Origin of the sequence: Flagellimonas sp. S3867 (assembly GCF_014698935.1) — a bacterium.
GTDB lineage: Bacteria > Bacteroidota > Bacteroidia > Flavobacteriales > Flavobacteriaceae > Flagellimonas.
This window is the reverse complement of the sequence record NZ_JACVMN010000001.1, coordinates 1,259,139-1,285,298: the sequence shown is the minus strand read 5'-3', so window position 1 is coordinate 1,285,298 and position 26,160 is coordinate 1,259,139. Positions and strand designations below refer to the sequence as shown.

Sequence of the window (26,160 nt, the reverse complement as noted above, 5' to 3'; positions counted from 1 at the left end):
CTATTTTACGGTAGCTGCTTTTGGTTTTTTAAACAAGTCCTTTACGTCAACTTGATTTCTGAGGATATCATCAAAAGTTTCCCTTTCACGGATAAGATGGGCTTTTCCTTTGTTCCAAAGTACCTCTGCAGGCCGATATCTAGAGTTGTAATTACTGGACATGGTAAAACAGTAAGCGCCGGCATTTTTAAAACAAAGGATATCACCTTCAGAAATCTCATTGATTCTACGGTTGTTACCGAAGGTATCCGTCTCACAAATATAACCAACAACCGAATAATAACGCTCCTTTCCTTTAGGATTTGATAAATTGACAATTTCATGGGAAGATCCATAAAGCATTGGACGAATTAAATGGTTGAAACCGGAATCCACGCTTGCAAAAACGGTGGAAGTGGTTTGTTTTACCACATTGACTTTTGCCAAAAAATGTCCTGCCTCGCTCACGAGAAATTTTCCAGGTTCAAAGGCCAGGGTCAGTTCTCTGCCATATTCTTTGCAGAACTCATTGAACCTACTGGTCAGTTTGTTGCCCAATTCCTCAACATTGGTTTCAATATCCCCGGTTTTGTAAGGCACTTTAAATCCACTTCCAAAATCAATGAATTCAAGATTTTTGAAATTCTTCGCCGTTTCAAACAAGATTTCAGAAGCATAAAGAAACACGTCAATATCCAAAATATCACTTCCTGTATGCATATGGATGCCGTTGATATTCATTTTAGTGAGATCTACTATCCGCAACAAATGTGGAATCTGGTGAATACTGATTCCGAACTTGGAATCGATATGTCCTACCGAAATTTTGGAATTTCCGCCTGCCATTACATGAGGATTAATTCGGATGCAAACAGGCACATCGGGGTGTTTACTCCCAAATTGCTCCAAAACAGAAAGATTGTCAATATTGATTTGTACCCCAAGTGCGGATGCTTCCTCAATTTCCTCAAGGCTAACACCATTGGGTGTAAAGATTATTGATTCAGGTTTAAAGCCTGCCATAAGCCCAAGTTTAACTTCTTGAATCGAAACGGTGTCCAACCCACTTCCCAAACTGTTCATCAGTCTCAAAATGGAAATATTGGACAGTGCTTTCGCAGCATAGTTCAACCTAAGACTACCTACGCCGGAAAAAGCTTTGGTCAATCGCTGAAATTGAGAGGAAATCTTTTCAGCATCATAGACATATAGTGGGGCGCCGAATTGGGTGGCGAGCTTCAATAAATTTTGGGAGTTCATATGCTATCTTTGTTTCAAGCAAATCTAAACTTTGCTAGCAAGTTTGCCAAGAATATGACACCAAATCATATTAATATAACAATTTGTTTTAAAAATAACATTTAACAATTCAGCTAGCTTGCTCTTTTAAAGTCCACATCGTACTTTTAGTCCAAATTCGCAGCATGAAATTACCCCTATTTCCGTTACAGACGGTTTTCTTTCCTGGTGAAACCGTGCCCCTCCATATTTTTGAGGAACGGTACAAACAATTGATTCGCGATTGTAGGCAAGAAGCAATTACTTTTGGAATACCTGTATTTATTGACAACACTATTGCATATGGCACCGAAGTGCAATTGGCGGAGGTGGTCACCACATATGAAAACGGTGAAATGGATGTGGTCTGTGTGGCTCGACAAGTGTTCAAAATTCTGTCTTTCGAAAATCAACTGGAAGGAAAGCTGTATGCTGGTGGGGATGTGGAATTTTTGGACTCTGAAAACAATGCTGATGAAGAGCTAAAACTTGAAGTTATGCAAAAGATTGAAAGTTTGTATGAATTGATGGATGTTCCCTTTACAAAAATTCCGGAGAAACAATTCAATAGTTACATACTCGCCCATAAAATGGGTCTTTCGTTCGAGCAAGAATATCAATTACTGCAAATATCCAGCGAAAATGAAAGATTACTGTTCATCAAAAAGCATTTGGAAACCACATCTACTGTATTGAGTGAGGTTAATCGAACAAAGGATATTATTGAAATGAACGGACATTTTAAGAATTTTGACCCTTTGGATTTTGAGGATTTTAGGATGTAAATCATGCTAGGCCGGCCCATGAAACTATTTCAGGTTTGTCTTGCATAGCATTCAGCTTCAATTATTCCTTTTTCACCTTCAATTTGTCAATGTCGTTTTCTATTTTTGTCCCCAATTAAAAGTCAATTCGCAAATGAATCTTCACGAATATCAAGGAAAAGAAATTTTAGCCAGTTTTGGGGTTAGAATCCAACGTGGTATTGTAGCACGCAACGCCAAAGAAGCAGTTGATGCTGCCAAACAACTTACCCAAGAAACCGGAACAGGATGGCATGTGATCAAAGCACAAGTGCACGCTGGCGGACGTGGTAAAGGTGGCGGTGTAAAATTGGCCAAAAACTTGAAAGAAGTAGAAGAACTGGCCGGCAATATAATCGGGATGAACCTGATTACTCCACAAACATCTGCAGAAGGTAAAAAAGTACATCAAGTACTTGTTGCCGAAGATGTTTATTATCCTGGTGATAGCGAAACCAATGAATTTTATATGTCTGTCTTATTAAATAGGGCTACAGGCAGAAATATGGTTATGTACTCTACCGAAGGTGGAATGGATATTGAGGAGGTTGCAGAAAAGACTCCACATCTAATTTTTACTGAAGAGATTGACCCTGCAACTGGATTAATGCCTTTCCAAGCCCGTAAAATTGCCTTTAATCTAGGACTATCCGGTACGGCTTTCAAAGAAATGACAAAGTTTGTCTCCTCACTTTATAAAGCATATGTTGAAAGTGATTCAAGTATGTTCGAAATCAACCCTGTTTTAAAGACTTCAGATGATAAAATCATGGCAGTTGATGCCAAGGTTTCTATCGACGATAATGCTTTATACAGAAGAAAAGTATATGCTGAAATGCGTGACCTTCGCGAGGAAAACCCGATTGAGGTAGAAGCTCGTGAGGTGGGTCTGAACTATGTAGATTTAGATGGAAATGTCGGATGTATGGTGAATGGCGCAGGACTTGCCATGGCAACCATGGATTTGATTAAAATGGCAGGTGGAGAACCGGCCAACTTTTTGGATGTAGGTGGTACCGCAGATGCAAAACGTGTGGAAGAAGCTTTCAGAATCATTTTGAAAGACCCCAATGTAAAAGCTATCCTGATCAATATTTTTGGCGGAATTGTACGTTGTGACCGTGTGGCACAAGGTGTTGTGGATGCCTACAAGAACATGGGAGATGCTATTCAGGTGCCAATTATTGTAAGGTTGCAAGGTACCAATGCGGAGTTGGCCAAAGAAATTATAGACAATTCTGGTTTGGCGGTACACTCAGCCGTTCAATTCAAAGAAGCAGCGGATAAAGTAAAAGAGGTGTTGAGTTAATCTTTCCTCTAATTCATAAGAAAAGGCGACGTTGTTTTACGTTGCCTTTTTTATTTTATGACAATACCTCAACCATTTATACACTAAACTGTAATGTTTTGGAGTTATCTTATTAAGAATCAGCTCCAAACCATATGGGAACCTACGAGGAAAAATTAAGCATACTTTCCGAAATGATTGCCTTTGCAAGGGTAGACTATACCTTAAAGGATTCCGAATACCAATTTTTACTTGGAGTGGCATCAAACCTAGGAATCAAGGAAGCGACTTTTGAAAAACTCTTGAACCAAAAATCCCCCAAAGTGACGTTAAAGTCGCAAGCAGAGCGCATAGTGCAGTTCCACAGACTCTTACTTTTAATGAACATTGACGAGGAGCAGCATCAAAAAGAGATCAATACGTTGTATAATATTGGCCTTACCATGGGGCTCCCTCCTTCAGCTATTGGGCAAGTATTGGAAGTAATGCACAAGTACCCAAATAAGGTTGTCCCGGCAGATGTGTTGATCAATATCTTCAAAGCGTATTACAATTAATGCCACATTGGCAGTATAGTTTGTTAATAAAATGCCAGAATGGCATTAAAAGTCTATTGGTATAACCTTTGACTATATCAGAGTGATTTACATGTTTAATACAAAATTTGATCACTATGAGTCTAGTTAAAAGAAATAATATGTTTTTTCCATCTTTAATGGACGATTTTTTAAACCCCGATTGGTTTGGAGGAGTTGATAACTTGAAAACTTCGGTTCCTGCTGTAAATATTAAGGACAATACCGATGGATTTGAAATTGAATTGGCCGTTCCTGGCGGAAAGAAAGAAGATTTTAAGGTTGAGGTTGAGAATGATGTACTTGCCATTTCAAGTGAAGCGAAATCTGAGAATCAGGAAACAAAGGAAAACTACACAAGAAAAGAATTTTCATATACATCTTTCAAAAGGGCTTTTACCCTACCGGAAACCGTTGACGGTTCTAAAATTGATGCAAAATATGAAGATGGGATACTAAAAGTAACCCTTCCAAAGAAAGAAGAAGCGTTACCAGAACCCAAAAGAATGATTTCAATAGGATAGTATAACTTTTTAGGAGAACACCTTCTCAGGTGTTTCATGATGGTTGGTTTAGTTGGTTAGTTGAGAAAGCCCCGTTTTTTACGGGGCTTTCTTTTACTTCTACTCCTGTTCTTGCAGGGTTTTTATCTCATCCCTTAATTTGGCAGCTTCCATAAAATTGAGTTCTTTGGCTGCTTTTTCCATTGCTTTCCGCTTTTCACGAATTAATTTTTCCTTTTGACCTTGTGTTAAATACGCTAAATCAGGTTCCGCGGCCCTGAACTCTTCTTTTTGAAAATGATAGGTGGAAACCGAATTTTTTGCAAGGGCATTATCCAAGTTTTTGTTCAATGCTTTGGGAACAATATTGTTTTCCGTGTTATAACTTATTTGCTTTTCTCTACGGTAATTGGTTTCGTCCATAGTTTTTTGCATGCTTTCAGTAATGGTATCTGCATACATGATAGCTTTTCCATTTAAGTTACGAGCCGCCCTTCCCACAGTTTGGGTCAATGAACGGTTACTTCGTAAAAATCCTTCCTTATCCGCATCCAAAATAGCCACAAGCGAAACTTCAGGAAGGTCAAGACCTTCCCTGAGCAAATTGACACCAATCAGCACATCAAACAACCCTTTTCTCAAGTCTTGCATGATTTCCACTCGCTCCAAAGTATCAACATCACTGTGTATATATCGGCTTCGTACATTGATTCTGGACAGATATTTGGTCAACTCTTCCGCCATACGTTTGGTCAAAGTGGTGACCAGGGTCCGTTCATCCAACTCTACTCGTTGCTGAATTTCTTCTACCAAATCATCTATCTGGTTTAAACTAGGGCGCACTTCAATGATTGGGTCCAACAATCCTGTAGGTCGTATTACCTGTTCCACATAAACACCCTGACTCAACTGAAGTTCATAATCTGCCGGTGTCGCACTTACATAAATAACTTGGTTCTGAAGTGCCTCAAACTCTTCAAATTTTAAAGGTCTGTTGTCCATTGCAGCGGGTAAACGGAAGCCGTAATCTACCAAGTTCTCTTTTCTTGACCGATCACCGCCATACATCGCATGAACTTGTGGAATGGTCACGTGACTTTCATCAATGATCATTAGATAATCATCAGGAAAATAATCCAACAGGCAGAATGGACGTGTGCCGGGTTCCCGACCGTCCAAATAGCGCGAATAGTTTTCAATTCCAGAGCAATAACCCAGTTCACGAATCATCTCTAGGTCAAAATTTGTCCGTTCCTCCAAACGTTTGGCTTCCAAAGGCCTTCCTATTTCTTTGAAATAGTCAATTTGTTTTACCAGATCATCTTGAATCAAGTGAATTGCATTTTGAAGAATATCTGGAGAAGTAACAAACATATTGGCCGGATAAATGTTTAATGCATCATAAACCTCGATCACTTTATTGTTGAAAGGATCCAGAGCTTCAATTTCTTCAATCTCATCACCAAAAAAATGAACCCTAAAAGCATGGTCGGCATATCCTGGAAATACATCCACAACATCACCCTTTACCCTAAAGTTTCCATTTTTAAAATCGGCAGTAGTTCTTGAATAAAGGCCTTGTACCAGTTGTTTCAAGAATTTTGTCCTTGAGATTACTTGGTCTCTTTTAATGGAGATGACATTTTTTTGAAATTCAACAGGATTTCCAATTCCGTACAGGCAGGAGACAGAAGCGACCACTATCACATCCCTTCGTCCAGAGAGCAGGGAAGAGGTTGCACTCAATCGGAGCTTTTCAATATCCTCGTTAATGGAAAGGTCTTTTTCAATATACAACCCACTTGTTGGAATATAGGCTTCCGGTTGATAGTAGTCATAATAGGATACGAAGTATTCAACCGCGTTGTTCGGAAAAAACTGTTTGAATTCTGAATAGAGCTGAGCCGCCAAAGTCTTGTTGTGGGCCAAGACCAAGGTTGGGCGCTGCACGGTTTCCACTACATTGGCAACGGTAAAGGTTTTTCCTGACCCCGTAACTCCAAGAAGCGTTTGATGGGGTTCTTTTTCATTGATTCCATTGACCAATTCTGCAATGGCTTGGGGTTGATCGCCGGTGGGGCTAAAATCTGAAACAACTTGAAATTTCATCCCATAAAAATACTAAAGGGAGCTGCCATAATAAAGTAAAAAAGGGTATTATCTTTTTAGGGCGAAATACCCTTTTATTTCACGATTGGTACCATCGACTGCGCTAAACCAATAATTACCTGATGGAAGAGGTCGACCACTAAAATTACCGTCCCAACCTAAAGAATTTTGAGAGATTTCTTTAAGAAGCATACCATATCGGTCAAAAATACGAATGGATTGAAACACAACGGTTTCAGAATTCTGAGGTTGAATAAACTGCCAAAAATCGTTTACACTGTCACCATTTGGTGTGAAAAATTTAGGGAACCCCTCAACAGTCAAGTCTTGCGAAAAAGTTTCCTCCACAATGCCACAACCATTTTTATCTCGAACATAAAATGTATGGGTACCTGGCTCTATGCCATTGAATACATTACTGTTTTGATAGGGACCATTTATGTTGTCCACTGCGTATTCATAATCCCCGCCTCCAGATGCATCCACAGTAACTTGCAGATTCAACCCAGAATCTTGTATGTCTAGGTTATTGATTGTTGCAAGCTCAGACGAAACCACAGTAAATGTTTTTGTTGTCGGACATTCAATAAGTTGCCCAGATTGGGCAATATTGGTGTAAGCCTCATATCGATAGGTGCCATTTTCATTCAATTCAACATTGGCAGTGTCGGAAATAAGACTTTCGTTTCCGAAAATGTCAATTTTGAACCATCGATATCCATCTGCCACATCGGTAGCAGAAACGGTATGCGGTAATTCGTTTGAACATAGTGAAATGGTATCAGGGAAGGTAATTTCCGGATTTAAGGATATAAATTCACCCGTGGTTGTGTCCAAATAGGGTCCGCAGCCTAATAATGTTGAAAAACTTTCTTGCCCACACCCGATAGCATCACCAGCCGAATTAAAGGGGACAATTCGAATAAAAAATGTCCGGTTCGGCTCAAATTCCAAAACAAATGTAGAGTTTGTCGGAAACGCAGTATTGTCCAAAATATCTGCAGCATTTGGAGTAGACCCTATGGTCACTCTATATCCAGTGGCCCCGGGAACTGGAAACCATTCGAGTAGTGGGGTCAAGGGCACGTTAGTTGCTCCATTCAACGGATCTATCAAACTGGTACACCCTGGTATGCTTGCAACGGCTCCCGTAGTAAAACTGGTTCCCGCGCATCCACTGGCGGAGCCATTTTCGTTTCTGGGAAATATCGTAACATGAATGGTAGTATTGGAAGGAAGTTGACCTGGAGGGTTATATGAAAGCACATTGCCGGTCAAAGTTGGTGAAAGTATATCACTGCCACCTGGTGTTGTCCCAAGTCTTATTGAGTAATCCGTAGCGGTCGGAGCATAATTCCAAACAATATTGGTAAAGACGCTAACATTGATTGCACCATCCGCGGGATTTCTAATGGTTGTACAGCCCGGAGGCGTGGTTACATCTTCTGTTCGAAATGATTGACCTGAACAAACAATATCAGGTCCACCATTAAATAAAAAATCCAAAATTATGGTCACATGAATCTGGGTATTTTCGGGTAATCCCAAAGGAGGGGTGTAAGAGGTAGAATTTCCCACAGAACGCTCAAGAATCTCAGCACCGCCAGGAGTTAGTCCCAGTCGTATTCGGTACCCCGGAACTCCTGCAACCGATTCCCACGAAATAGCAGTGTCCACAGCTACATTAGTAGCGCCGTTCACCGGACTCAACAAGTTGGGACATTGCTGCGCTGTTCCCATTGCGGAAACACAGAGGACGATTATAAGGAGCAATTTTTTTAACATTTGATAAAAATCAAACTATTTAAGGTAATCAATTTTTTTTTAATGCTTTAGCGTTTCAATGCAAAGTGACCTTTGAAAATGCGCCCATCTTCCAATGCAACTTTAAACCAATAATCGGCTGCTGGAAGGGTGCTGTTGTTAAATGTGCCGTTCCATCCACCTGTTCTGGGACTTATTTGTGCCATAAGCCTACCAAACCTATTGTAGATTGAAATGATACTTTCGGATTGAAATTGTTCATCGATACCGATAATTTGCCATGTATCGTTCACATTGTCTCCGTTTGGAGTGAAAAATTTGGGGTAACCGATTACTGAGATAATTTCTTGTGATACCCCACATCCATTTTTATCTCTAACATAAACCGTAACAAAACCTGGTTCAACATTTTCAAACATTGCCGTGTCTTGATAATTGGTTTCATCTGTCAGTGCATACTCGTAATCTCCATCTCCAGACACCAAAATTTCTACTCTATTATTATCCGATATATCCTCAACCAAAATATCTTCGATAATTGCTCTATTTGAAGGGCTTACCACAAAACCAACTTCATTCATACAATCGAAAGTACCCTCATTGGTCACATACCGATAGCCCGCTTCAAGAATATAATTTCCAATTGCTGAAATTTCGATACGCTGTTGTGAGCTAATTTCTTGTCGTACACCTCCATCGTTATTGTACCATCTATACAGGTCAAAACCTGCTGGAGCATCTAAAAAAATGGATGGACCATCGGTACACCATAGGATTTCCTCATCAAATGTGAACAATGGTGTTGGGTTAACAATTAGATTGATGACATCAACATCCTCACATACATTTGAATTTTCAATTCTTGCGTATATTGTAGTCGACTCTGTTCTGTAAGCTCCGCTGATTGGTTGTTGTTCTAGAGATGCGTTCTCCAATGTGGTGTAAAGCACAACATTGGTGTTAGGATAATCTTGGTTTAAAAGCGTATCAAGATCAAAAGTTCCATCCAAGAGCAAATCGTCGGGATTCTGATCACAGACATAATAATTTTTCTCATCGTTAGGGCTAAAAATCACTGATCTCACCTGCAAATCCAGTGTAGAGGAGTCTTCACAACCTTGTTCATCCACAATTTTATAATAGAGTGTCTGATTAAATGAACTTGTATTGATAAAACCAATCGGGTTGCTTATGGGGTTATCGGCATTCAAATCTGCCAATGATTCATAAAATGAATAGGTATAATCCTGTGATGTTATGGCCTCTTCAAGATTGAAAGGCGCAATTCCATCTGTTGAATTAATGGTAGAGGCATCACACTGAATCAATACGAGCGGAGATGCTTGTGGTAAAGGATTAATTGAAATAAAAGCTTCACCAATTATGGGGCACTCACCTGGATCTGCCAGTATGACCTCCAAGCTATAGCGACCTGAATCGGATACTCCGACTGGATCTACGGTAAGCGTATTTGTGGAATTTGCTATGGGATTACCATCCTTTTCCCAATTATAAGTGGCGTTCGGAATATTTTTTGTTTCCAAGGTGAACTGTTCTCCTTCGCAAAGACTTAGTGAGGAACCACTAGAACCATCAGCATTTTTTATGATATCCACCCGGTCAAAAAAGGATTGAATAAAGGGCGGAAGACCCTGTGTTGCATTTCTTCCGTTTAAGGCAACCGCATTATGAGAATAGTTTGCGCCCGCGCCTAATTCATTTGGATTTTCTATGACTCCTAAAAACGGAGTTCCGGTAAGGTAATTTTCGGCAATTGTTCTGTAAATCTTACCATTTTGAGCTATCTGCAAGGCTCCCCGGTACATTAATCTTCGGTCAATTTCAATTTCAGAGGCAGCGATATTGGCGGCGGTTAGATCGTATTGCAACAATGAGGACGAATGTCCTCCGACCTGACCAGCGGGAGCATTATTGGAGGTATGGGCATATAGGAATCGTTGATTGGATGAAAATTCGATCCCATAAGGGAATTTATTTGGAGCGGATACCAAAAGGCGTTTTTGATTGGTCAAAATCCCGGTATTGACATCGAAGTCGTACAAATATAGACCTGAAGAAGAATTGGCACTTGCCAAGGTACCTCCACTGGCAGAAAATTTAAGATATCCTCGAGGGTCCACAACCCTTAAGTCATTGAATGTGCTTGCTACAGGAGTTATATTGACTCCTGCTGTGGTAATTTCGAAAGCGTAGTAGGTATCAAACGGGGTATCTCCTCTATTTTCTCTTCCGAGTGTTACTACCCAAATGGACTTGTCAAAACAATCTTTGATCACTGCAGCTACTTTCTCTGAACAATCTCTTAAGAGATTGACATTCTTGTTAACAACAGCCCCATCTCCATTGTTCATGGTGAGGTCGACGGTCGAATAATTCAATCCTCGATCGGGATCTCCCTCAAAAGTAGAGGTGTCAACCGTAAAAATATAAAGGATATTGGGGTCGTTTGGTTTTTGTACGATTATGGCCGACTGGGTACTGGACGGATCACCGAATAATCCCGAACCGTTTTGCATTATGGTATGGTTTCGGTCAAAAACTCGAATTCCGTCGGTATACAAGATGAGGTTGCCTGCTGCATCTGAAATGGAGGCACAGCCTTCAAAAGTACTGATACGGCCATTGTTCAATGCCGAAACGGTACCATCATTGTTAAAACTGACACCGGCTCCATTTCCAAAATACCAATTAGCGGTCTCTCCTTGACCAAAAAGGGTATAGGAAGACAGGCAAAGAATTAGTAATAAGCAACTTCTATATAGCATTCTGCGAGTTCCAGCACCTCACAAGATACTACAAATCGCGCTTTTTCAATAATGCGTAGGATAAATAGATGAAAAGTGCCGTCCAGAGGATGACAATAAGAAACTCGTACCAATACACGTGATAGTCGGATCTTAGATTTTCTCCTATTTGGTCGCCGATGTTCTGGACAGCCGATAATCTTGTGGCTGGTTCTTTAATAAGATTGGCCATAGATTCCAGTGGCAAAAAATCCTTGATTCGACCAGCGATTTCCCAACTTGTTACTTTCCAACCCAATAAACCAAAGATGATTTGTTCCAAAACTGCCCACAAGATCAAAAAGCCGAGAGCAAAAGCGGATCGCTTAACAAAAATTCCCAAAAAGAGACAGAAAGAGAAGAATCCGACCAATTTCACAAAAAACGCCAATAAAAATTCCATATCGGAAAAAATGATTGACATTTCATTGTAGTCGGAATAAACCAATCCCAAAATCATTGATACTATAAAGACAAAGACAGTTGAAATCAACGAGAAAGAGATGACCGTCAAAAATTTTGAAAGGATAAACTCTTTTTTGGAAAGTCCATCTATCAAGTTCTGTTTAATGGTCTTATTGCTGTACTCATTGGCCATCATGGAAACGATGACAATAGCAAGGAAAAGTTTAAAAATTGCAGTAACAAAGGTGTTGAAGTGCCAGATATAAGGAAAATTAAAGATTCCCTGATCAGCCAAATGAAATTTCACTGGACCAATATCAAACTTAATGGCAGCTATCAACGCAATCGATGTTAACAAAATAAAATATGAAGTAATCAATATTTTACTTGCTCTGTTATTCCACAGTTTTATGAATTCTATTTGTAGTAGGCGTACCATTTGTTAGTTGTTCTTGGTCAAGGTTAAAAATTGTTCTTCCAGGCTTTCTTTGCGTTTTACAAGGTGGGAAAGCACCATTCCCTCGTCAAACAGCATTTTGTTGAGTTCTTCTGCATTCATTTCTTCCTTTAAAAAGGCGGTCATAGTACCATTTTCTCTTGTGATTTTTCCAAAACTGGCGTTTTTCTCCAGAAGTTCTTCCAACTTATCCAAATCGGAAGTTCTTAACTCAAAGAAACCATGGCTAGACAGCATTTCGTCCACTGGACCCGAGTATAGTTTTTCGCCTTTTCTTAAGATGACAACATGGGTACATACTTTTTCAACCTCATCCAATAAATGGGAGGCCAATAAAATAGTGGTTCCCTTACCGGCAATCTTTTTGATGATCTGTCTAATTTGATGTATTCCTTGTGGGTCTAAACCGTTGGTGGGTTCGTCTAAAATCAGAATCTCGGGATCGTTTAGCAGCGCTGAAGCAATTGCCAAGCGCTGTTTCATCCCCAGGGAATATGTTTTGAATTTACTGTTTCGTCGTTCCCATAGTCCTACCAGTTGCAACTTCTCCTCAATTTTCTCTGCAGGAACCTCCTTAATCTTACAGACCAACTTCAAATTTTGAATTGCGGTCATGTAAGGATAAAAATTGGGTCGTTCGATAATGGCCCCTACCTTTTTTAGTGCATCATGCGTGGTTATGGTTCCGTCGAACCAACTAAAATCTCCCGAAGTTCGGTTCACTACATTTAAAATAATGCCCAATGTGGTCGATTTGCCACTTCCGTTAGGTCCCAAAATACCATAGACATTACCTTTTTCAATAGTGAAGGATAAATCTTTTACGGCGGTCAGGTAACCGAATTTCTTTGTTAAGCCTTTTACGGTCAGTATAGTTTCCAAACTGGAATCGTTTTTTGATTTGTTTATAGTAACTTGACGAGATATTATGAATTTTGTTACAAAATAGGGAAAGAATGTCTGGTGAAAAGTTGATGTCAAAGAAAAAACCAGCATATCCGGTCAATAAAAAACTGGATGCTTACCTGGACCGTTACAATCGGAAAATAGAGATTCCTATTTTTTATGACGATTTGCTTCGGTTCGCGGGTTCCGTAGTAGTATATGATGCGGAAGGCAATGACACCCTTTGGGTGCGGGTTTATTATTCCGACTTTGATAGAGAGGAGATTGACGCAAGCTTGAAAAAGGTTTATTCCATACTACATTCGGATGGGAGCAATCGTATTTTGGAATACTTAAATGTGGATGCAGTTGATTATTGCACTTTTGGAAACTCCAAACCTTTTCGAATCAAGATTAGGAATATTCTTAACGATAATTACACCTATTTCTATGTAAAAAAAGCTGATGCATCCAGGGTGTATGGACTGGAGTTGGAGCATATGCTATCACCTTACAATCTCAACTTTTTGGTGCATGGCGATACGTTAATAGAAGAACATATAGCCGGTATTCCGGGTGATGCTTTCATCAATGAGGTGCTTCCAAAATGTACCGGGCCAGAAAAGGCGCAGTTGGCCAAAGAATTTGTGAAATTCAATGAACGTTGTATGATTCGTTTGTTGGGCGATATGCGCTCCTACAATTATGTCATAGTTCCCACGCACGACTTTGACCATGTGGTGTACAAAATAAGGGCTATAGATTTTGACCAACAGTGTTTTGAGGGGAAACTTAAGGTGTATCGACCTCAGTTTTTCAAGGAAAATTTCCTAATGGTCGAATTGGTTCGAGCTAAACTTCAAAAACACTCGGTTGACCAGTATAAAATTGAGGAACGCTCGATTGTGGCCAAACGGATAATGAGTTCCGGAGATCGTATTAAACGACTTTTAGATGCTTGTTTGGAAGATGAAATTTCGTTGGACGAAAATATTACCAAGCTCAAACTAGAAATTTACGACCTGGCAAAGGACATCAATTTTAAAAAGTGTACCACAATGGGTGAGGTACTTTCCTTAGCTCTTGATTTTGTAAAAAGAAACTATCAGGACGTGAGCATGAGACAGATTATTGATAAAAAGTTTTAGTTAGCAACGACCAGGTTTTCAATTGTTCATTGTAAATTGTTTTCAAGCTAGCTCTTCTGCTCCTTGTTGAAATACACTAAATAATAATACATCTGTCGTTCCTCATCCCAGCCTTTTTCCACAAACTTTTGCGCTGATTCAGGATTGATGAAGTCCATTTTTATCTGGATATTGGTATCCAAATTGATGACATTCTTTATTTTTTTTCGAGCATCCGAAACGGCCTTGTTGGCAATATCGAAGTTGGAGACATCCTCAATACTGAACTTTGGGCCTTTTTCTACTTTGTAGTGTTTGAACTCAGGAATAAGCTCTGGATTTTCCATGACCTCATTTAAAAATGAACTTTCTTCAAAAGCATCATTTTTTGCGAAGTGGTTTACAGCACGGTTCATGAACAAAACCTCTTGCTGTTTGTCCTCTGCTGGTAAAACCACATCCTTGGCAAAATTTTGACAGAACTTCAGATAGTTTTTGGTGTAAAAATTTTCATCGGTCAATGGTGCTAATCCTAAAAAATTTTCCAACCAATATTTAGCATCATATCGATTGCTGTCAACAGAAAGTACTTTATAACCCTCTTCTTTATCCACATTGAACACAATACAACCCTTATCCAATTTATTGATATTGATACCCTGCTGGATTAATATTTCAAGATTTTGCCCTTGTTCTTCAAATTGCAGGAAATCATGTTTCAATTCACTTTTAAAGATTCCTATGGCATCTTTTTTTTCATTATCAATGACCATATCAGAAAAATGGACAACATAAACTTCACCACTTTTAATATGGGGGTGATTGGATTGCTCAAAAAGTTGAGTGGTTATTTTCTTTGAAATTTGATGAGCGTTGGAACTGTCAACAAATAGTTCAGAAACAGATGTAAAAACTTCATTGAATTCCAAATCCACTTCATGGGCAAACTTAAAATAGTTTTCTTCTTTCTCCCTGAATGGCTTAAAAAAGTATTCTTTAAGTAAACCGGCCATTTCATCATTTAATGAAAAGGGTTCGGAGGATAGAAAAATGGGCTCGTTCTTACTTTTGTTTCCAACACGGTGGAGGGATACACTTTCGATTTGGGCAGAGTATAGGTTTAGCATCTTTTGGTTAAGGGTTAAGGGTTAAGGGCGTGAATTTTAAGTTTAAACTTGAACTTCTTGATCAATTCCAATTTTCATCAAAATCCAAATCATCATAGCTATCCAATGAATCGCCGAATTCTATTTCGGATTGGGATTCGAATTTCTTCTCAGGAGGAGAATCAGGAAGTTCGCCAAAACTAAAGAGAATGTTTGGATAAGGTCTACCATTTTCCTTTTCAACAATGTCGGCCAATTCCACAAAAAAGGTCCACATGCTCAAAAAATCATAAACATAGATCAGTTTTGGACTTTTCTCGGTTAGTACATCATCCAACGAAGTCTCGTTCATTAACCTAACATCGGAGCCGGTTTCACTCATGTCAAACAGGGCTATTTCCTCATCTTGTGTCCATTCTTGGTCGCAAGTGTAAAAAGAAGCCATTTCACTTCCACCAAATCCGAAGGCTTGGGTAATGGAATTATGGAATTCTTCCAGAGTATTGGAAGCCTCAATCTCGATATCTCTAAAGATATCTTCTTCAGTATCAAGAATTATCCTGATTTTATAGATCATTCAACAATAATTAAAGTAGGGGACAAAGTTAAGATAAATAGTGTTTCATTTGGTGAATCTGTGCAAGGTAAAAGTCATAGCTGCCAGTAAAAAAAATGCACAAACCTGATGGGCAACACCCAACCAAAGTGGAACGGCATAGATCAAGGTGAGCACGCCCAGTAAAAATTGAAGCAGCACCAAAACAAGCAGTGATTGTATCCCTTTGCTTTGCAATGTGGTAAGCTTCATATTTTTGGTTTGGTACCAAATCCAAATAATAAGCGCCACAACGATATATGCCATGTATCTGTGCACAAATTGAACACCACTTTTACCTTCGATAAAGTTTTTTAGCAAGGGTTGTTGTTCAATGTAAACGGTCTGATGAATTAATTTTCCCTCGCTCATCAAGGGCCAATGGTTGTGAATGAAACCGGCATCCAAACCGGCCACAAAAGCACCCCAAATAATTTGCAGTACCAATACCACAAAAGCAACACGTATTAAATTTCGGATTCCAATGTGGATTTCTTTCTTGCCGGGATATTTTAAATCGAGTGCGACCCAAAGACTGTAGGCAAAGGTTAAAAATGCAGTGGTAAGATGGGCAGCCAACCTATAATGTGACACATCTGGACGATCTACAAGACCACTTTTTACCATGTACCAACCCAAAAATCCTTGAAATCCACCCAAAAAGAGCAAGATCAAACATTTTTTAATGGTTGGTCCATCCAATTTTTTCCGAACCAAAAAGAAAAAAAAGGGAATGATAAAAACAATCCCTATCAACCTTCCAATAACCCGGTGAAGCCATTCCCAGAAATAGATACTCTTAAAATCTTCTATAGTGAAATGATAATTCAGTTTTTGGTATTCGGGATATTGTTGGTATAGTTCAAACGCCTCTTCCCATTGCTGTTGATTCATGGGGGGCAGTGTACCCGTTATCAACTTATAATCGGAAATAGAAAGTCCTGAGTGGGTCAATCTTGTGATTCCGCCAACTACAACCATAATGAAAATAAGAATACATCCTGTTAACAGCCAATAGATGACATTCCTGCTATTTTTCATTCGACACTTGGTTTAGGTTCATTTCTTTACCTTTTTGAAGCATGAATTCATAAGCTGCTTCGTGTTCATTGGGTATTTCCCCTTCTAAAATGGCCTCTTTTATGGCATCTTTGATGATTCCGATTTCTTTTGAGGGTTTTAGATTAAAGGTTTTCATGATTTCTTCCCCCGAGACCGGCGGTTGAAAGTTTCGAACCTGATCCTTTTCTTCTACCTCAACAATTTTTTGGCGCACAATCTTAAAGTTGTTCTTGTATTTCCGCTGCTTTTTTGGATTTTTTGTGGTGATGTCCGCTTCGCATAACGTCATTAGATCATCAACGTAATCACCAGCATCAAATACTAGGCGACGCACTGCAGAATCGGTAACATGGTCTTCGGATAGAGCTATGGGTCTTGAACTCATCAGCACCATTTTTTGAACGAATTTCATCTTGTCGTTCAATGGCATCCGAAGTCTTTTAAAAAGTTTGTACACCATTTTTGAACCCACAAATTCGTGTGCATGGAAGGTCCATCCGATTTTTTTATGAAAACGTTTGGTAGGTGCTTTGCCAATGTCATGTAACAAAGCCGCCCATCGCAACCAAAGGTTGTCGGTATTTTTTGAAATGTTGTCAACTACTTCCAAGGTATGCCAAAAGTTGTCCTTGTGTCGTTGCCCTTCAATTTCCTCAATTCCTTGAAGTGAGGTAAGTTCAGGCAAAATAAGCGGTAAAAGCCCTGTTTGATGCATCAACTTAAAACCAACTGATGGCTTCTCGCTCAAAATGATCTTATGGAGCTCGTCTACAATCCGTTCCTTGGATACAATTTTAATACGGTCTTTGTTATCATTTATGGCTTGAAGGGATTTGAGCTCGATCTCAAAATTTAATTGCGAAGCAAATCGAATGGCCCGCATCATTCGCAGGGGATCATCTGAATATGTGATTTTTGGATCCAATGGGGTGCGAATGATTTTTATGTCTAGATCTTTTCTACCATCAAAGGGATCCAACAGTTGCCCAAAATTTGATGTATTTAAAGCCAAAGCCATGGCATTTATGGTAAAATCACGACGGTTTTGATCATCTTGCAAAGTTCCGTCCTCTACAATGGGTTTTCTGCTGTTGCGTTGGTAGCTTTCTTTTCGTGCACCCACAAATTCCAATTCAATGTCTTCGTGTTTGATCATGGCAGTGCCAAAATTTTTGAAGACGGATACTTGCGGATTTCCCTTGAGTTTTGAGGCTACTTTTTTGGCGAGTTCGATTCCACTGCCAATGGCTACAATATCGATGTCTTTTGGGGTGCCCCTGTTTAAAAAATAATCCCTAACAAACCCACCAATCACATAGGAATCCATTCCCAACGCTTCCGAAGTTTCTCCAATAAGTTTAAATATGGGATGTTGTATTACTTTTTTATGGAATTCCTGCGTCATTTTATTCCCGAATTACCTTCACCTGGCCATCATTGCCCAATTTGATAATGGATGATGGGTAAGGGTTTTTGTTCTCGTCGGGCAAATTTACCACATAGTCCACTCCTTTTAAAATTTCCGGAGCTATCTCTTTGAATTGTTTTGGGGTGGGCATACCGGAAATATTCGCCGAGGTAGAAACAATAGGTTTTCCAAATTTATTGATGAGGTATTGACAAAATTTGTCTGAAGCCACCCTTATGGCAAGTGTATTGTCCTCGGCAATGAGGTTTTTAGCTATTCCCTTGGGTTGATCAAATACGATTGTAATAGGCTTTTCAGCTAAGTCAATAAGGTCATAAGCCATTTCGGGTACCTCGGTAACATGTCGTTCCAACATGGCTTGGCTGGCAACCAAACAGATTAGAGCTTTGCTATCTACTCTATTTTTGAGCGCATATACCTTTTTAACCGCTTTAGGATTGGTAGCATCACAACCTATTCCCCATACCGTATCGGTCGGGTAGAGAATCAAATTACCCGCTTGGAGTTGTTTTACACAATTATTGATTTCTTCAATCAACTTTTTAGACTTTGAGTTTAAAATGATTGGCCAAAGCTAACCATTGTGACCGATTTTTATCCTCTGAAATGTTGCTCTTTTTTAAAGAGACCTTTTGTGAACCCCAAATAGGAATGGGCTCTTTGCCGCCATTGTTAGCCTGAATGGATTTGGTTCCTTTTAAAAGGGCCATAGCCTTAAACCAGAGGTCATCAGCCTTTGGCGCAAGTTGCATATATAACTTTTCATCGAAAACTTGGGAGTCTAATGAATTGGATGGGTACAGGGTTCCGCCAGCTCCAATGGGCAAAACAGTATCAGGATTTTCGCAAATCGTTTGTCCAGGGGTCCATTGTTTGTACGATAATAACTCCCCATTCTCATCACGGGTAATACACCTGGTCTGGTTTGCTATAATCTTTTTAGGTTGGTTTTTATGAACCTCGTAAAGTTTGGACAACCAATTTTTCCGGTACATCATATCGTCATCAAATGTGACAATGACTTCATTTGGGTATAGCCGGAGTGTTTCCACCAGCTTTCTGTGTGAACTATAAGTATTTGAAAATTTAATGCTGAAAATATCTCCTTCAAGATAAGCTAACTTCTTTGGGATTTTAGTTTCTAAATCTTTATGCAACCAAAGGATTATTTTTTTTGGCAGTACATCCTGATTTAAAATACTTCGGATGGTAAGGTGGACTATATTCAGTCGTGATGGGATTGAGGCCACAGAAACAACGGCCGGGATGCGCTCTTTTTGCTTTATAAAATTTTCTTTAGTTGTTGACGAAAGTCTAATTTGCGTTGATATGGAGGTTGGTATTTCTTTTACTTTCATCGAAATGTTTTAAAACCTCAAAATTAAGCATATGCGATAATATTTTATATTTCTATTTTTGCCGGGATGAAGTTAGAGGAAAAGGATACACCTAAAATATCAATAATTGTAAGCACCTATAATTCAGAGGAATGGCTGAAGAAGGTGCTTTGGGGCTTTAATTGTCAGATTTTTAAGAGTTTTGAAGTCGTTGTTGCGGATGATGGATCAGGACCTAAAACCCGCGAATTGTTAGAATCGATGTCCAAAGAAGTCTTCTATAAAATTGTTCATGTTTGGCAAGAGGACGAAGGTTTCCAGAAATCTAGGATTTTGAACAAGGCTGTTGTGGCCTGCAGTGCCGATTATATTATTATGACGGATGGTGATTGCATTCCGCGAGAAGATTTTGTTGAGGTGCACTACATAAATAAAGAGCAGGGTTATTTTATTTCTGGCGGATATTATATGTTGCCCATGAATATTTCAAAGCTGATATCCCTGAAGGATATTGAACAACAAAATTGTTTTAAAATTCAATGGTTGAAGGAGCAGGGGGTACCCAAGACATTTAAGAACAACAAACTTACCGCAACAGGATTTATTTCTAAGTTGCTAAATACATTCACTCCTACCAATGCTAGTTGGAACGGGCATAACTCATCGGGCTGGAAGAAGGATATTGTTAATGTGAACGGATTTGACGAACGAATGCAATACGGTGGACAAGACCGGGAGTTGGGGGAACGACTATTTAATTTCGGGATAAAATCCAAACAATTGCGGTACAGTGCAGTTTGTGTACACCTAGATCATAAAAGAGGTTATAAAACGCCTGAATCCATTGCAAAGAATCAATCCATTCGTAAAGAAACAAGAAATCAAAAACTAGTGTGGAGTCATCATGGCATTACCAAATAATAGGTAAGCTCGTTTTTCTTTTCCAATCGTTTTAATTCGCGATATCTTTCCAGTACGCTCAAGGCATTTAGATAAGAGATGATAATGCCTTTTTTACCATCTAAAAACCCTAATCGGATGATATAATGGTTGAAAAACTTCCAAGAAGGTTTAATTATCATAAGGGCATAATTAAACTGCTTTTCTTTATAAAAAGCCTCTTTGGCCTTTAATTGGCCATAGCGCAACATTTTACCCTTGTAATCTTCATAATTTTTATAACAATAATGGGTAAGTTTTTCTTTTAGTATGCAAGAAGAACCATCTACTTCCAAGGTTTCGTGTACCAATTTCTTATCGGTAAACTTTACCTTACTTTTTCTAAAAAGTCTGTGGTTTTTATCGGTTTGCCACCCGCTGAAATAAAGGCGTTGGTTTTGAAACATGAAATTTCGATAAAACCAGTATGCCTCGCAAGCATTCGGATTATTAATGGTCTCCACGACTTCATCTTGGAGTTTTTCACTTACCACTTCATCGGCATCAACAAAAAGAATCCAGTCATTTGAAGCCTGCCTTAACGCAAAGTTCTTTTGTGCGGTAAAGTTCTCAAAAGGGTTTTGGATTATCTTGACTTTTGGATGCTCTTTAAGATATTCAAAGGTTCCATCCGTACTATACGAATCGACAACAAGAATCTCATCTGCAAACGAAATAGATTTTATACATCTTTCGATATAACCTATCTCATTGTAGGTGATGATCAACGCTGATATTTTTTGCTTTGGGGTGCTCAAAACAGCCATATTTATAGGTGCGAGGTTTGGTGACTACAAAACTATAACAAAAAAATGGGGTAAAAATTGTTTGCGGGGTTATTTTCCTACAAAACAATTTGAAATTCAGATACCCTACTTTTCTACAAAATTTTAACAGTTTAAATCAATATTCTATAGATATATAATAAATAAGAAGGTTGCTTTGAATATGAAAAAAATCGATAAAATGTGAGAAAAATCACAAATAAAAGTTTGCAAATATTTTATTCTTTAATTGCTAAACAGCTACATCATGCTCCCTTAGCGCATTGTTCAATGAGGTTTTTTTATCTGTACTTTCTTTTCTTTGTCCAATGATCAACGCACAGGGAACTTGATACTCTCCCGCCGCAAATTTTTTGGTATAACTTCCTGGAATAACCACAGACCTAGCCGGAACCCTTCCTTTCAATTCAATTGGTTCATCACCAGTAACATCAATTATTTTGGTGGAGGCAGTCAATACCACATTCGCGCCAAGTACTGCTTCCTTTTCTACCCGTACACCTTCAACAACAATACATCTCGACCCGATAAAAGCATTGTCTTCAATAATAACAGGAGCTGCTTGCAGAGGTTCCAAAACACCTCCAATACCAACACCACCACTTAAGTGTACATTTTTACCAATCTGGGCACAGCTTCCCACGGTTGCCCATGTGTCCACCATTGTTCCTTCATCTACATAAGCACCAATGTTTACGTAGCTGGGCATTAAAATGGTTCCTCGAGATATGTAGGCGCCATATCTGGCAACTGCATGTGGAACCACACGAACACCTTTTTCCTGATATCCTCTTTTTAAAGGTATCTTGTCATGATATTCAAAAATTCCAGCTTCGAGCACTTCCATTTTCTGGATTGGAAAATAAAGCACAACTGCTTTTTTTACCCATTCGTTGATTTGCCAATCACCTTCTGAGGGTTCAGCACATCGCAATTCACCCACGTCAATAAGATTGATTACCTCCCTTATGGCATTTTGGGTCGATTCCTCCTTCAATAATTCCCTGTTGTCCCAAGCTTTTTCTATTAGCGCTCGTAATGCTGTCATTGTAATTAAAATTTTGGCAAAGATAGTCGGCATATTGTAATATTGGCGCTTATTTTAAAAGCATAACATTTTTAGGGTTATTTTTGCCAAAAATTTTGGATTGGCAAGGATTTTGGCTTTGGATTATGGGAAAGTGAGAACGGGGATTGCAGTTACCGACGAGCTGCAATTGATTGCTTCGGGCCTCACTACGGTGGATACAAAGAACCTCATCCCATTTCTTGTCGATTATTTGGACAATGAGAACGTGGAAAAGTTTGTCGTGGGCCTTCCCAAACAAATGGATAATTCACCATCTGAATCAGAAGCATTGATTCAACCTTTTTTGAAAAAATTGTCGAACAGGTTTCCAGCAATTCAAATAGAAAGGCAAGATGAGCGCTTTACCTCCAAAATGGCATTTCAATCTATGTTGGATAGCGGAATGAAAAAGAAAAAAAGACAGAATAAAGCATTGGTTGATGAAATCAGCGCAACCCTGATTTTACAAGCATACCTTAATAGCATATAATATATGATCATACCTATTGTTGCATACGGAGACCCCGTTTTAAGAAAAGTTGCAAAAGATATCACTTCGGATTATCCGAAATTGGACGAGCTTATTTCCAATATGTGGGAAACCATGTATAATGCACACGGAGTAGGTTTGGCGGCTCCTCAAATAGGATTGGCGATACGCTTGTTTTTAGTGGACACTTCACCCTTTTCAGATGATGAAGAATTGACAGAAGAAGAACAAAACTCGCTTGATGGGTTTAAAAAAGTTTTTATCAATGCCAAAATAGAGGATGAAGTAGGTAATGAATGGGATTTTAATGAAGGATGTTTGAGCATACCTGATATTCGGGAAGATGTAAAACGCAAACCGGAAATCACTATCACATATCTGGACGAAAATTTTAAAGAGCATACCGAAACATACGATGGTCTGTTGGCCAGGGTGATTCAACATGAATATGATCATATTCAAGGAGTCCTGTTCACAGATAAACTTTCTTCCTTGAAAAAGAGGCTTTTGAAAAGCAGGTTGGACAAAATATCCAAAGGGAAAATCAGTGTGGACTACAAAATGCGATTTCCCAATATCAAAAAAGCACGTTAAAAAAAATTGAGTTTCAATTAAAAGCATAATTTTGCGCGCATAAATTGTAAAAATGGCACTGGACAAAATTTTATCGGTTGGAGGTAAACCCGGACTTTTTAAGTTGGTGACGCAGACCAGAAGTGGTTTTGTCGGAGAATCCTTGTTGGATGGGAAAAGAGTCACCGTTGGACTTCGCAATAATGTTAGTGTCCTGTCGGAAATCGCAATCTATACCTTGGAAGAAGAAGTTCCTTTAAGGGAAGTTTTCCAAAAAATCAAAGAAAAGGAAGGCGGCAAAAAATCTTCAGTAAGCCATAAGGCCGAAAAAATCCAATTGGAAGAATATTTCTTCGAGATTTTACCCAACTACGATGAAGATAGGGTATATGCCAGCGACATCAAGAAGATAGTACAGTGGTACAACATCTTGATTAATAATGATATTACTGATTTCTCCGCAACTGATTCGGAAGATGCTGAATCTTCCAAATCAGATGAAGAAGAATAGCATTTACTCAGCCCAATCTATCAATTTAGATGGGTAATAATTTACTTCCATACGATTTAGGAAAGGAACCTGTTGGGCCAAGCGTTGTCTAAAATCTTCCCAATCCCTGTTTTCTGGTTTAGACCAACCCAGCTCACTATAACCAATTGCTCTTGGAAAGGCTAGATACTCAAGTTCTGCACTGTTTGAGATGGTCTCCGACCAAAGTGGTGCCTCAACCCCTAGAATCTGCTCTTTGGGCAAACCTTCAACATAGTTCTCAGGACTCCAATTGTAACCTACATCAACGGGAATCATGCCGGCCCAAGTAAGTCCATATTGTGAGAGCGAATCATATTTCATATCTAGATAAGTCTTCTTTGCAGGAGACATTATTATTCTTGAACCACCTTCAGCCGCTTTCATAGCACTGTGCGGCTCGTTCCAAAGTTGTGCTATGGTAGATGGGTCAAGTTTAGCTTGTGCAATTTCGTTCCAACCAATTGCCTTTTTGCCATATTTCAAAACAATTTTCTCAACCTTCTCAACAAAATGAAGGTAATCTTTTTTCTTGGTGACATGGCTTTCATCTCCTCCAATATGAATGTATGGACCTGGGGTTATCGAAGCAATTTCGCCGATAACATCATCCAAAAATGCATAGACTGTGTCTTTTCGTGTATGAAACGAGCTGTATCCTACTTTCATATCTGTTCTTACCCGAGGTTTATCAGCTTTCCCCCCAGCGTGTAAAAAAGGATAGCTTAATGATGCTGCGTTGGTATGCCCGGGCATATCAATTTCCGGTATTATGATCATATGTCTATCCGCCGCATATTGTATGATCTCTTTATAGTCCTCTTGGGTATAAAATCCACCTTCACCTCCGCCTACTTCAGTTTTTCCACCAATTTCGGTGAGTTTAGGCCATGATTTTATTTCCAATCGCCACCCTTGATCATCGGTAAGATGAAGATGCAAAGCATTGTACTTATAATAGGCAAGAAGATCAATAAACTTTTTTACTTCGTCCACAGTAAAGAAATGTCTGGCAACATCCAACATGGCTCCTCGATACTCAAATTGAGGTTCATCATATACCTTTCCTGTTGGGATCAACCATAAAGGATGGTCGGTCAAGGTGTCGTTGCTTTGTTCAGGAATCAATTGTCTTAGCGTTTGTACACCTCTAAAAGCGCCTGCTGCGGTTTTCGCATTTAAGTAGATGGAATCTTTTTTGATATAGAGTTGATAAGACTCCGTAGTTTTTAAATCAATACTATCCGATTGGTTGATATAAATGAAACGATCTATCTCTTTTTCTTCTAAGGTATTATTGACGGACAATTTGAACCCAAGCTTCGCATTGATTTTTTCCGCCAGAAAACGACCTGCCTTTTCAAATGCCGGGTCATTGGCCGAAGTCAAAATTGCTGTTGTTGAATCCAAGCCAAATGCACTGTTTGTTGGCACGGTTTTTACCGGTTTGGGAATCAAAGGAACGGAAGACAGGTCAGTTTTAGGAAAATTGATTTCCTTCTTTTGCGATTGACATGCAGCCAGTGATATAACTACTGCAAAAATGAGGACAGCTCTTGATAACATTTTATAGGTGTTTAGTTTACATAATCTTTTAGCACATTGTACCATAGTTCATACCCTTGATGGTTCATATGTAATCCATCTGAAATGAAAAGATGGGTTTTTAATTTTCTTTTGTTTGTCATTGCCGACCAAACATCAGCATATCGAACATTTTTTATTTCGGAAGCCAGTTTATGGAGTCTCTTGTTCAATCTCATATACTTCCTTTTTAAATGCCATCTGGCAATACTCGGTTTTGCCGAGATCAAAACAATTTCCATTTGCGGCTTTTTTCGTAAAAGCTCCTCTATAATATCATGTATAGTACCCTTGATTGCTCTAGGTCTTTTTTTATTGCTGATATCATTATCACCCTCATAAATGAATACTTGCTCCGGATTATAGTTTAAAATGAGCTCATCTAAATAAAGCTCCAAATCTGATGATTGGGAACCACCAAACCCTGTATTCAATATTTGCTTATCTGGAAACCGCTCTTGCAAGTCTTTCCACAAACGAACACTTGAACTTCCCGTAAAAACTATTGTGGACTTGGTAGAATTCCAAGTAGAATTAACTTGCTCTTGAATTTGTTTTACCTCATCATAAAAGGGTAAATCATCCTGAGCGTTAAGCGAAAGTGTGAGTAAAAGAAAGAAAAAGATATGTCGCATTTAGCTGTTGAAAAATAGTTAATAGTGTATGAAAATAACATCAAAAACTA

General features: G+C 39.0%; 25 protein-coding genes. 9 read left to right on the top strand and 16 right to left on the bottom strand.

The features are described from left to right. Window positions 1-1,239, bottom strand: coding sequence for a diaminopimelate decarboxylase (lysA, locus tag IAG46_RS05765; RefSeq protein WP_190809358.1), 1,239 nt, complete (start codon window positions 1,237-1,239; stop codon window positions 1-3). A gap of 164 nt (window positions 1,240-1,403) precedes the next feature. Here lysA and IAG46_RS05760 point away from each other — a divergent pair, with 164 nt between their 5' ends. The 4 genes from IAG46_RS05760 to IAG46_RS05745 all read left to right on the top strand — a co-directional run bounded on the left by IAG46_RS05760 (window position 1,404) and on the right by IAG46_RS05745 (window position 4,447). After that, entirely contained in the window at window positions 1,404-2,042 is a 639-nt protein-coding gene (locus IAG46_RS05760; protein ID WP_190809357.1) for an LON peptidase substrate-binding domain-containing protein, read from the top strand. A 133-nt stretch (window positions 2,043-2,175) separates the two neighbouring features. Continuing rightward, window positions 2,176-3,369: an ADP-forming succinate--CoA ligase subunit beta gene (gene sucC, locus IAG46_RS05755; RefSeq protein WP_190809356.1), complete on the top strand. Its 1,194-nt coding sequence runs from the start codon at window positions 2,176-2,178 to the stop codon at window positions 3,367-3,369. 134 nt (window positions 3,370-3,503) lie between these two features. Continuing rightward, on the top strand, window positions 3,504-3,905 hold the full coding sequence (locus tag IAG46_RS05750; RefSeq protein ID WP_190809355.1) for a TerB family tellurite resistance protein: 402 nt from the start codon (window positions 3,504-3,506) through the stop codon (window positions 3,903-3,905). Between the two features lie 116 nt (window positions 3,906-4,021). After that, window positions 4,022-4,447, top strand: a complete 426-nt coding sequence (locus IAG46_RS05745) for an Hsp20/alpha crystallin family protein (RefSeq protein ID WP_190809354.1) — start codon at window positions 4,022-4,024, stop codon at window positions 4,445-4,447. Window positions 4,448-4,546: 99 nt separating this feature from the next. Here the strand turns inward: IAG46_RS05745 and uvrB are convergent, their stop codons facing one another. From uvrB to IAG46_RS05720, 5 genes are read right to left on the bottom strand one after another with little or no spacing between them, the layout of a single operon-like run. Next, window positions 4,547-6,535, bottom strand: coding sequence for an excinuclease ABC subunit UvrB (gene uvrB, locus IAG46_RS05740; protein WP_190809353.1), 1,989 nt, complete (start codon window positions 6,533-6,535; stop codon window positions 4,547-4,549). 48 nt (window positions 6,536-6,583) lie between these two features. After that, window positions 6,584-8,308 (bottom strand): T9SS type B sorting domain-containing protein, encoded by a 1,725-nt coding sequence (locus IAG46_RS05735; protein WP_190809352.1) that lies wholly within the window; start codon window positions 8,306-8,308, stop codon window positions 6,584-6,586. Between the two features lie 59 nt (window positions 8,309-8,367). Then, on the bottom strand, window positions 8,368-11,085 hold the full coding sequence (locus IAG46_RS05730; RefSeq protein ID WP_190809351.1) for a T9SS type B sorting domain-containing protein: 2,718 nt from the start codon (window positions 11,083-11,085) through the stop codon (window positions 8,368-8,370). A gap of 28 nt (window positions 11,086-11,113) precedes the next feature. After that, a complete protein-coding gene (locus IAG46_RS05725) occupies window positions 11,114-11,947 on the bottom strand; it encodes an ABC transporter permease (RefSeq protein ID WP_190809350.1) in 834 nt (277 codons plus the stop codon). 3 nt (window positions 11,948-11,950) lie between these two features. Continuing rightward, a complete protein-coding gene (locus tag IAG46_RS05720; RefSeq protein ID WP_190809349.1) occupies window positions 11,951-12,847 on the bottom strand; it encodes an ABC transporter ATP-binding protein in 897 nt (298 codons plus the stop codon). Window positions 12,848-12,921: 74 nt separating this feature from the next. Here IAG46_RS05720 and IAG46_RS05715 point away from each other — a divergent pair, with 74 nt between their 5' ends. Further along, entirely contained in the window at window positions 12,922-13,998 is a 1,077-nt protein-coding gene (locus tag IAG46_RS05715; protein WP_190809348.1) for a hypothetical protein, read from the top strand. 47 nt (window positions 13,999-14,045) lie between these two features. On the opposite strand, the gene IAG46_RS05710 is transcribed toward IAG46_RS05715, so the two are convergent. The 6 genes from IAG46_RS05710 to IAG46_RS05685 form a co-directional block, all read right to left on the bottom strand. Next, window positions 14,046-15,104: a nucleoid-associated protein gene (locus IAG46_RS05710; RefSeq protein ID WP_190809347.1), complete on the bottom strand. Its 1,059-nt coding sequence runs from the start codon at window positions 15,102-15,104 to the stop codon at window positions 14,046-14,048. Window positions 15,105-15,165: 61 nt separating this feature from the next. Further along, a complete protein-coding gene (locus IAG46_RS05705) occupies window positions 15,166-15,660 on the bottom strand; it encodes a hypothetical protein (protein WP_190809346.1) in 495 nt (164 codons plus the stop codon). 45 nt (window positions 15,661-15,705) lie between these two features. Next, window positions 15,706-16,719, bottom strand: coding sequence for a COX15/CtaA family protein (locus IAG46_RS05700; protein ID WP_190809345.1), 1,014 nt, complete (start codon window positions 16,717-16,719; stop codon window positions 15,706-15,708). Then, entirely contained in the window at window positions 16,709-18,145 is a 1,437-nt protein-coding gene (locus IAG46_RS05695) for a CCA tRNA nucleotidyltransferase (protein ID WP_190809344.1), read from the bottom strand. Before IAG46_RS05695 ends, IAG46_RS05700 begins: the two co-directional genes overlap by 11 nt. Window position 18,146: 1 nt before the next feature. Then, window positions 18,147-18,707, bottom strand: coding sequence for an L-threonylcarbamoyladenylate synthase (locus IAG46_RS05690; RefSeq protein ID WP_190809343.1), 561 nt, complete (start codon window positions 18,705-18,707; stop codon window positions 18,147-18,149). 4 nt (window positions 18,708-18,711) lie between these two features. Beyond that, window positions 18,712-19,527, bottom strand: a complete 816-nt coding sequence (locus IAG46_RS05685; protein WP_190809342.1) for a glycosyltransferase family A protein — start codon at window positions 19,525-19,527, stop codon at window positions 18,712-18,714. A gap of 66 nt (window positions 19,528-19,593) precedes the next feature. Between IAG46_RS05685 and IAG46_RS05680 the strand changes: the two genes are divergently transcribed. Continuing rightward, window positions 19,594-20,427 carry a glycosyltransferase family 2 protein gene (locus IAG46_RS05680; protein ID WP_190809341.1) on the top strand — a complete coding sequence of 278 codons (834 nt, stop codon included), beginning with the start codon at window positions 19,594-19,596 and terminating at the stop codon, window positions 20,425-20,427. Here IAG46_RS05680 and IAG46_RS05675 read toward each other — a convergent pair. After that, window positions 20,409-21,212 (bottom strand): glycosyltransferase family 2 protein, encoded by an 804-nt coding sequence (locus tag IAG46_RS05675; RefSeq protein WP_190809340.1) that lies wholly within the window; start codon window positions 21,210-21,212, stop codon window positions 20,409-20,411. The two genes, IAG46_RS05680 and IAG46_RS05675, sit on opposite strands and share 19 nt — an antisense overlap. Window positions 21,213-21,462: 250 nt before the next feature. Further along, window positions 21,463-22,278: a 2,3,4,5-tetrahydropyridine-2,6-dicarboxylate N-succinyltransferase gene (locus tag IAG46_RS05670; RefSeq protein ID WP_190809339.1), complete on the bottom strand. Its 816-nt coding sequence runs from the start codon at window positions 22,276-22,278 to the stop codon at window positions 21,463-21,465. A 100-nt stretch (window positions 22,279-22,378) separates the two neighbouring features. Here IAG46_RS05670 and ruvX point away from each other — a divergent pair, with 100 nt between their 5' ends. From ruvX to IAG46_RS05655, 3 genes are read left to right on the top strand one after another with little or no spacing between them, the layout of a single operon-like run. Then, window positions 22,379-22,789, top strand: a complete 411-nt coding sequence (gene ruvX, locus IAG46_RS05665; RefSeq protein WP_190809338.1) for a Holliday junction resolvase RuvX — start codon at window positions 22,379-22,381, stop codon at window positions 22,787-22,789. A 3-nt stretch (window positions 22,790-22,792) separates the two neighbouring features. Then, complete coding sequence (gene def / locus IAG46_RS05660) at window positions 22,793-23,383, top strand: peptide deformylase (RefSeq protein ID WP_190809337.1); 591 nt, start codon at window positions 22,793-22,795, stop codon at window positions 23,381-23,383. Between the two features lie 52 nt (window positions 23,384-23,435). Continuing rightward, window positions 23,436-23,873, top strand: coding sequence for a DUF5606 domain-containing protein (locus tag IAG46_RS05655; RefSeq protein WP_190809336.1), 438 nt, complete (start codon window positions 23,436-23,438; stop codon window positions 23,871-23,873). A 3-nt stretch (window positions 23,874-23,876) separates the two neighbouring features. Here the strand turns inward: IAG46_RS05655 and IAG46_RS05650 are convergent, their stop codons facing one another. Then, on the bottom strand, window positions 23,877-25,457 hold the full coding sequence (locus IAG46_RS05650; RefSeq protein ID WP_190809335.1) for a family 20 glycosylhydrolase: 1,581 nt from the start codon (window positions 25,455-25,457) through the stop codon (window positions 23,877-23,879). Between the two features lie 11 nt (window positions 25,458-25,468). Then, entirely contained in the window at window positions 25,469-26,110 is a 642-nt protein-coding gene (locus tag IAG46_RS05645; protein WP_190809334.1) for a GDSL-type esterase/lipase family protein, read from the bottom strand. Window positions 26,111-26,160: the final 50 nt, after the last annotated feature.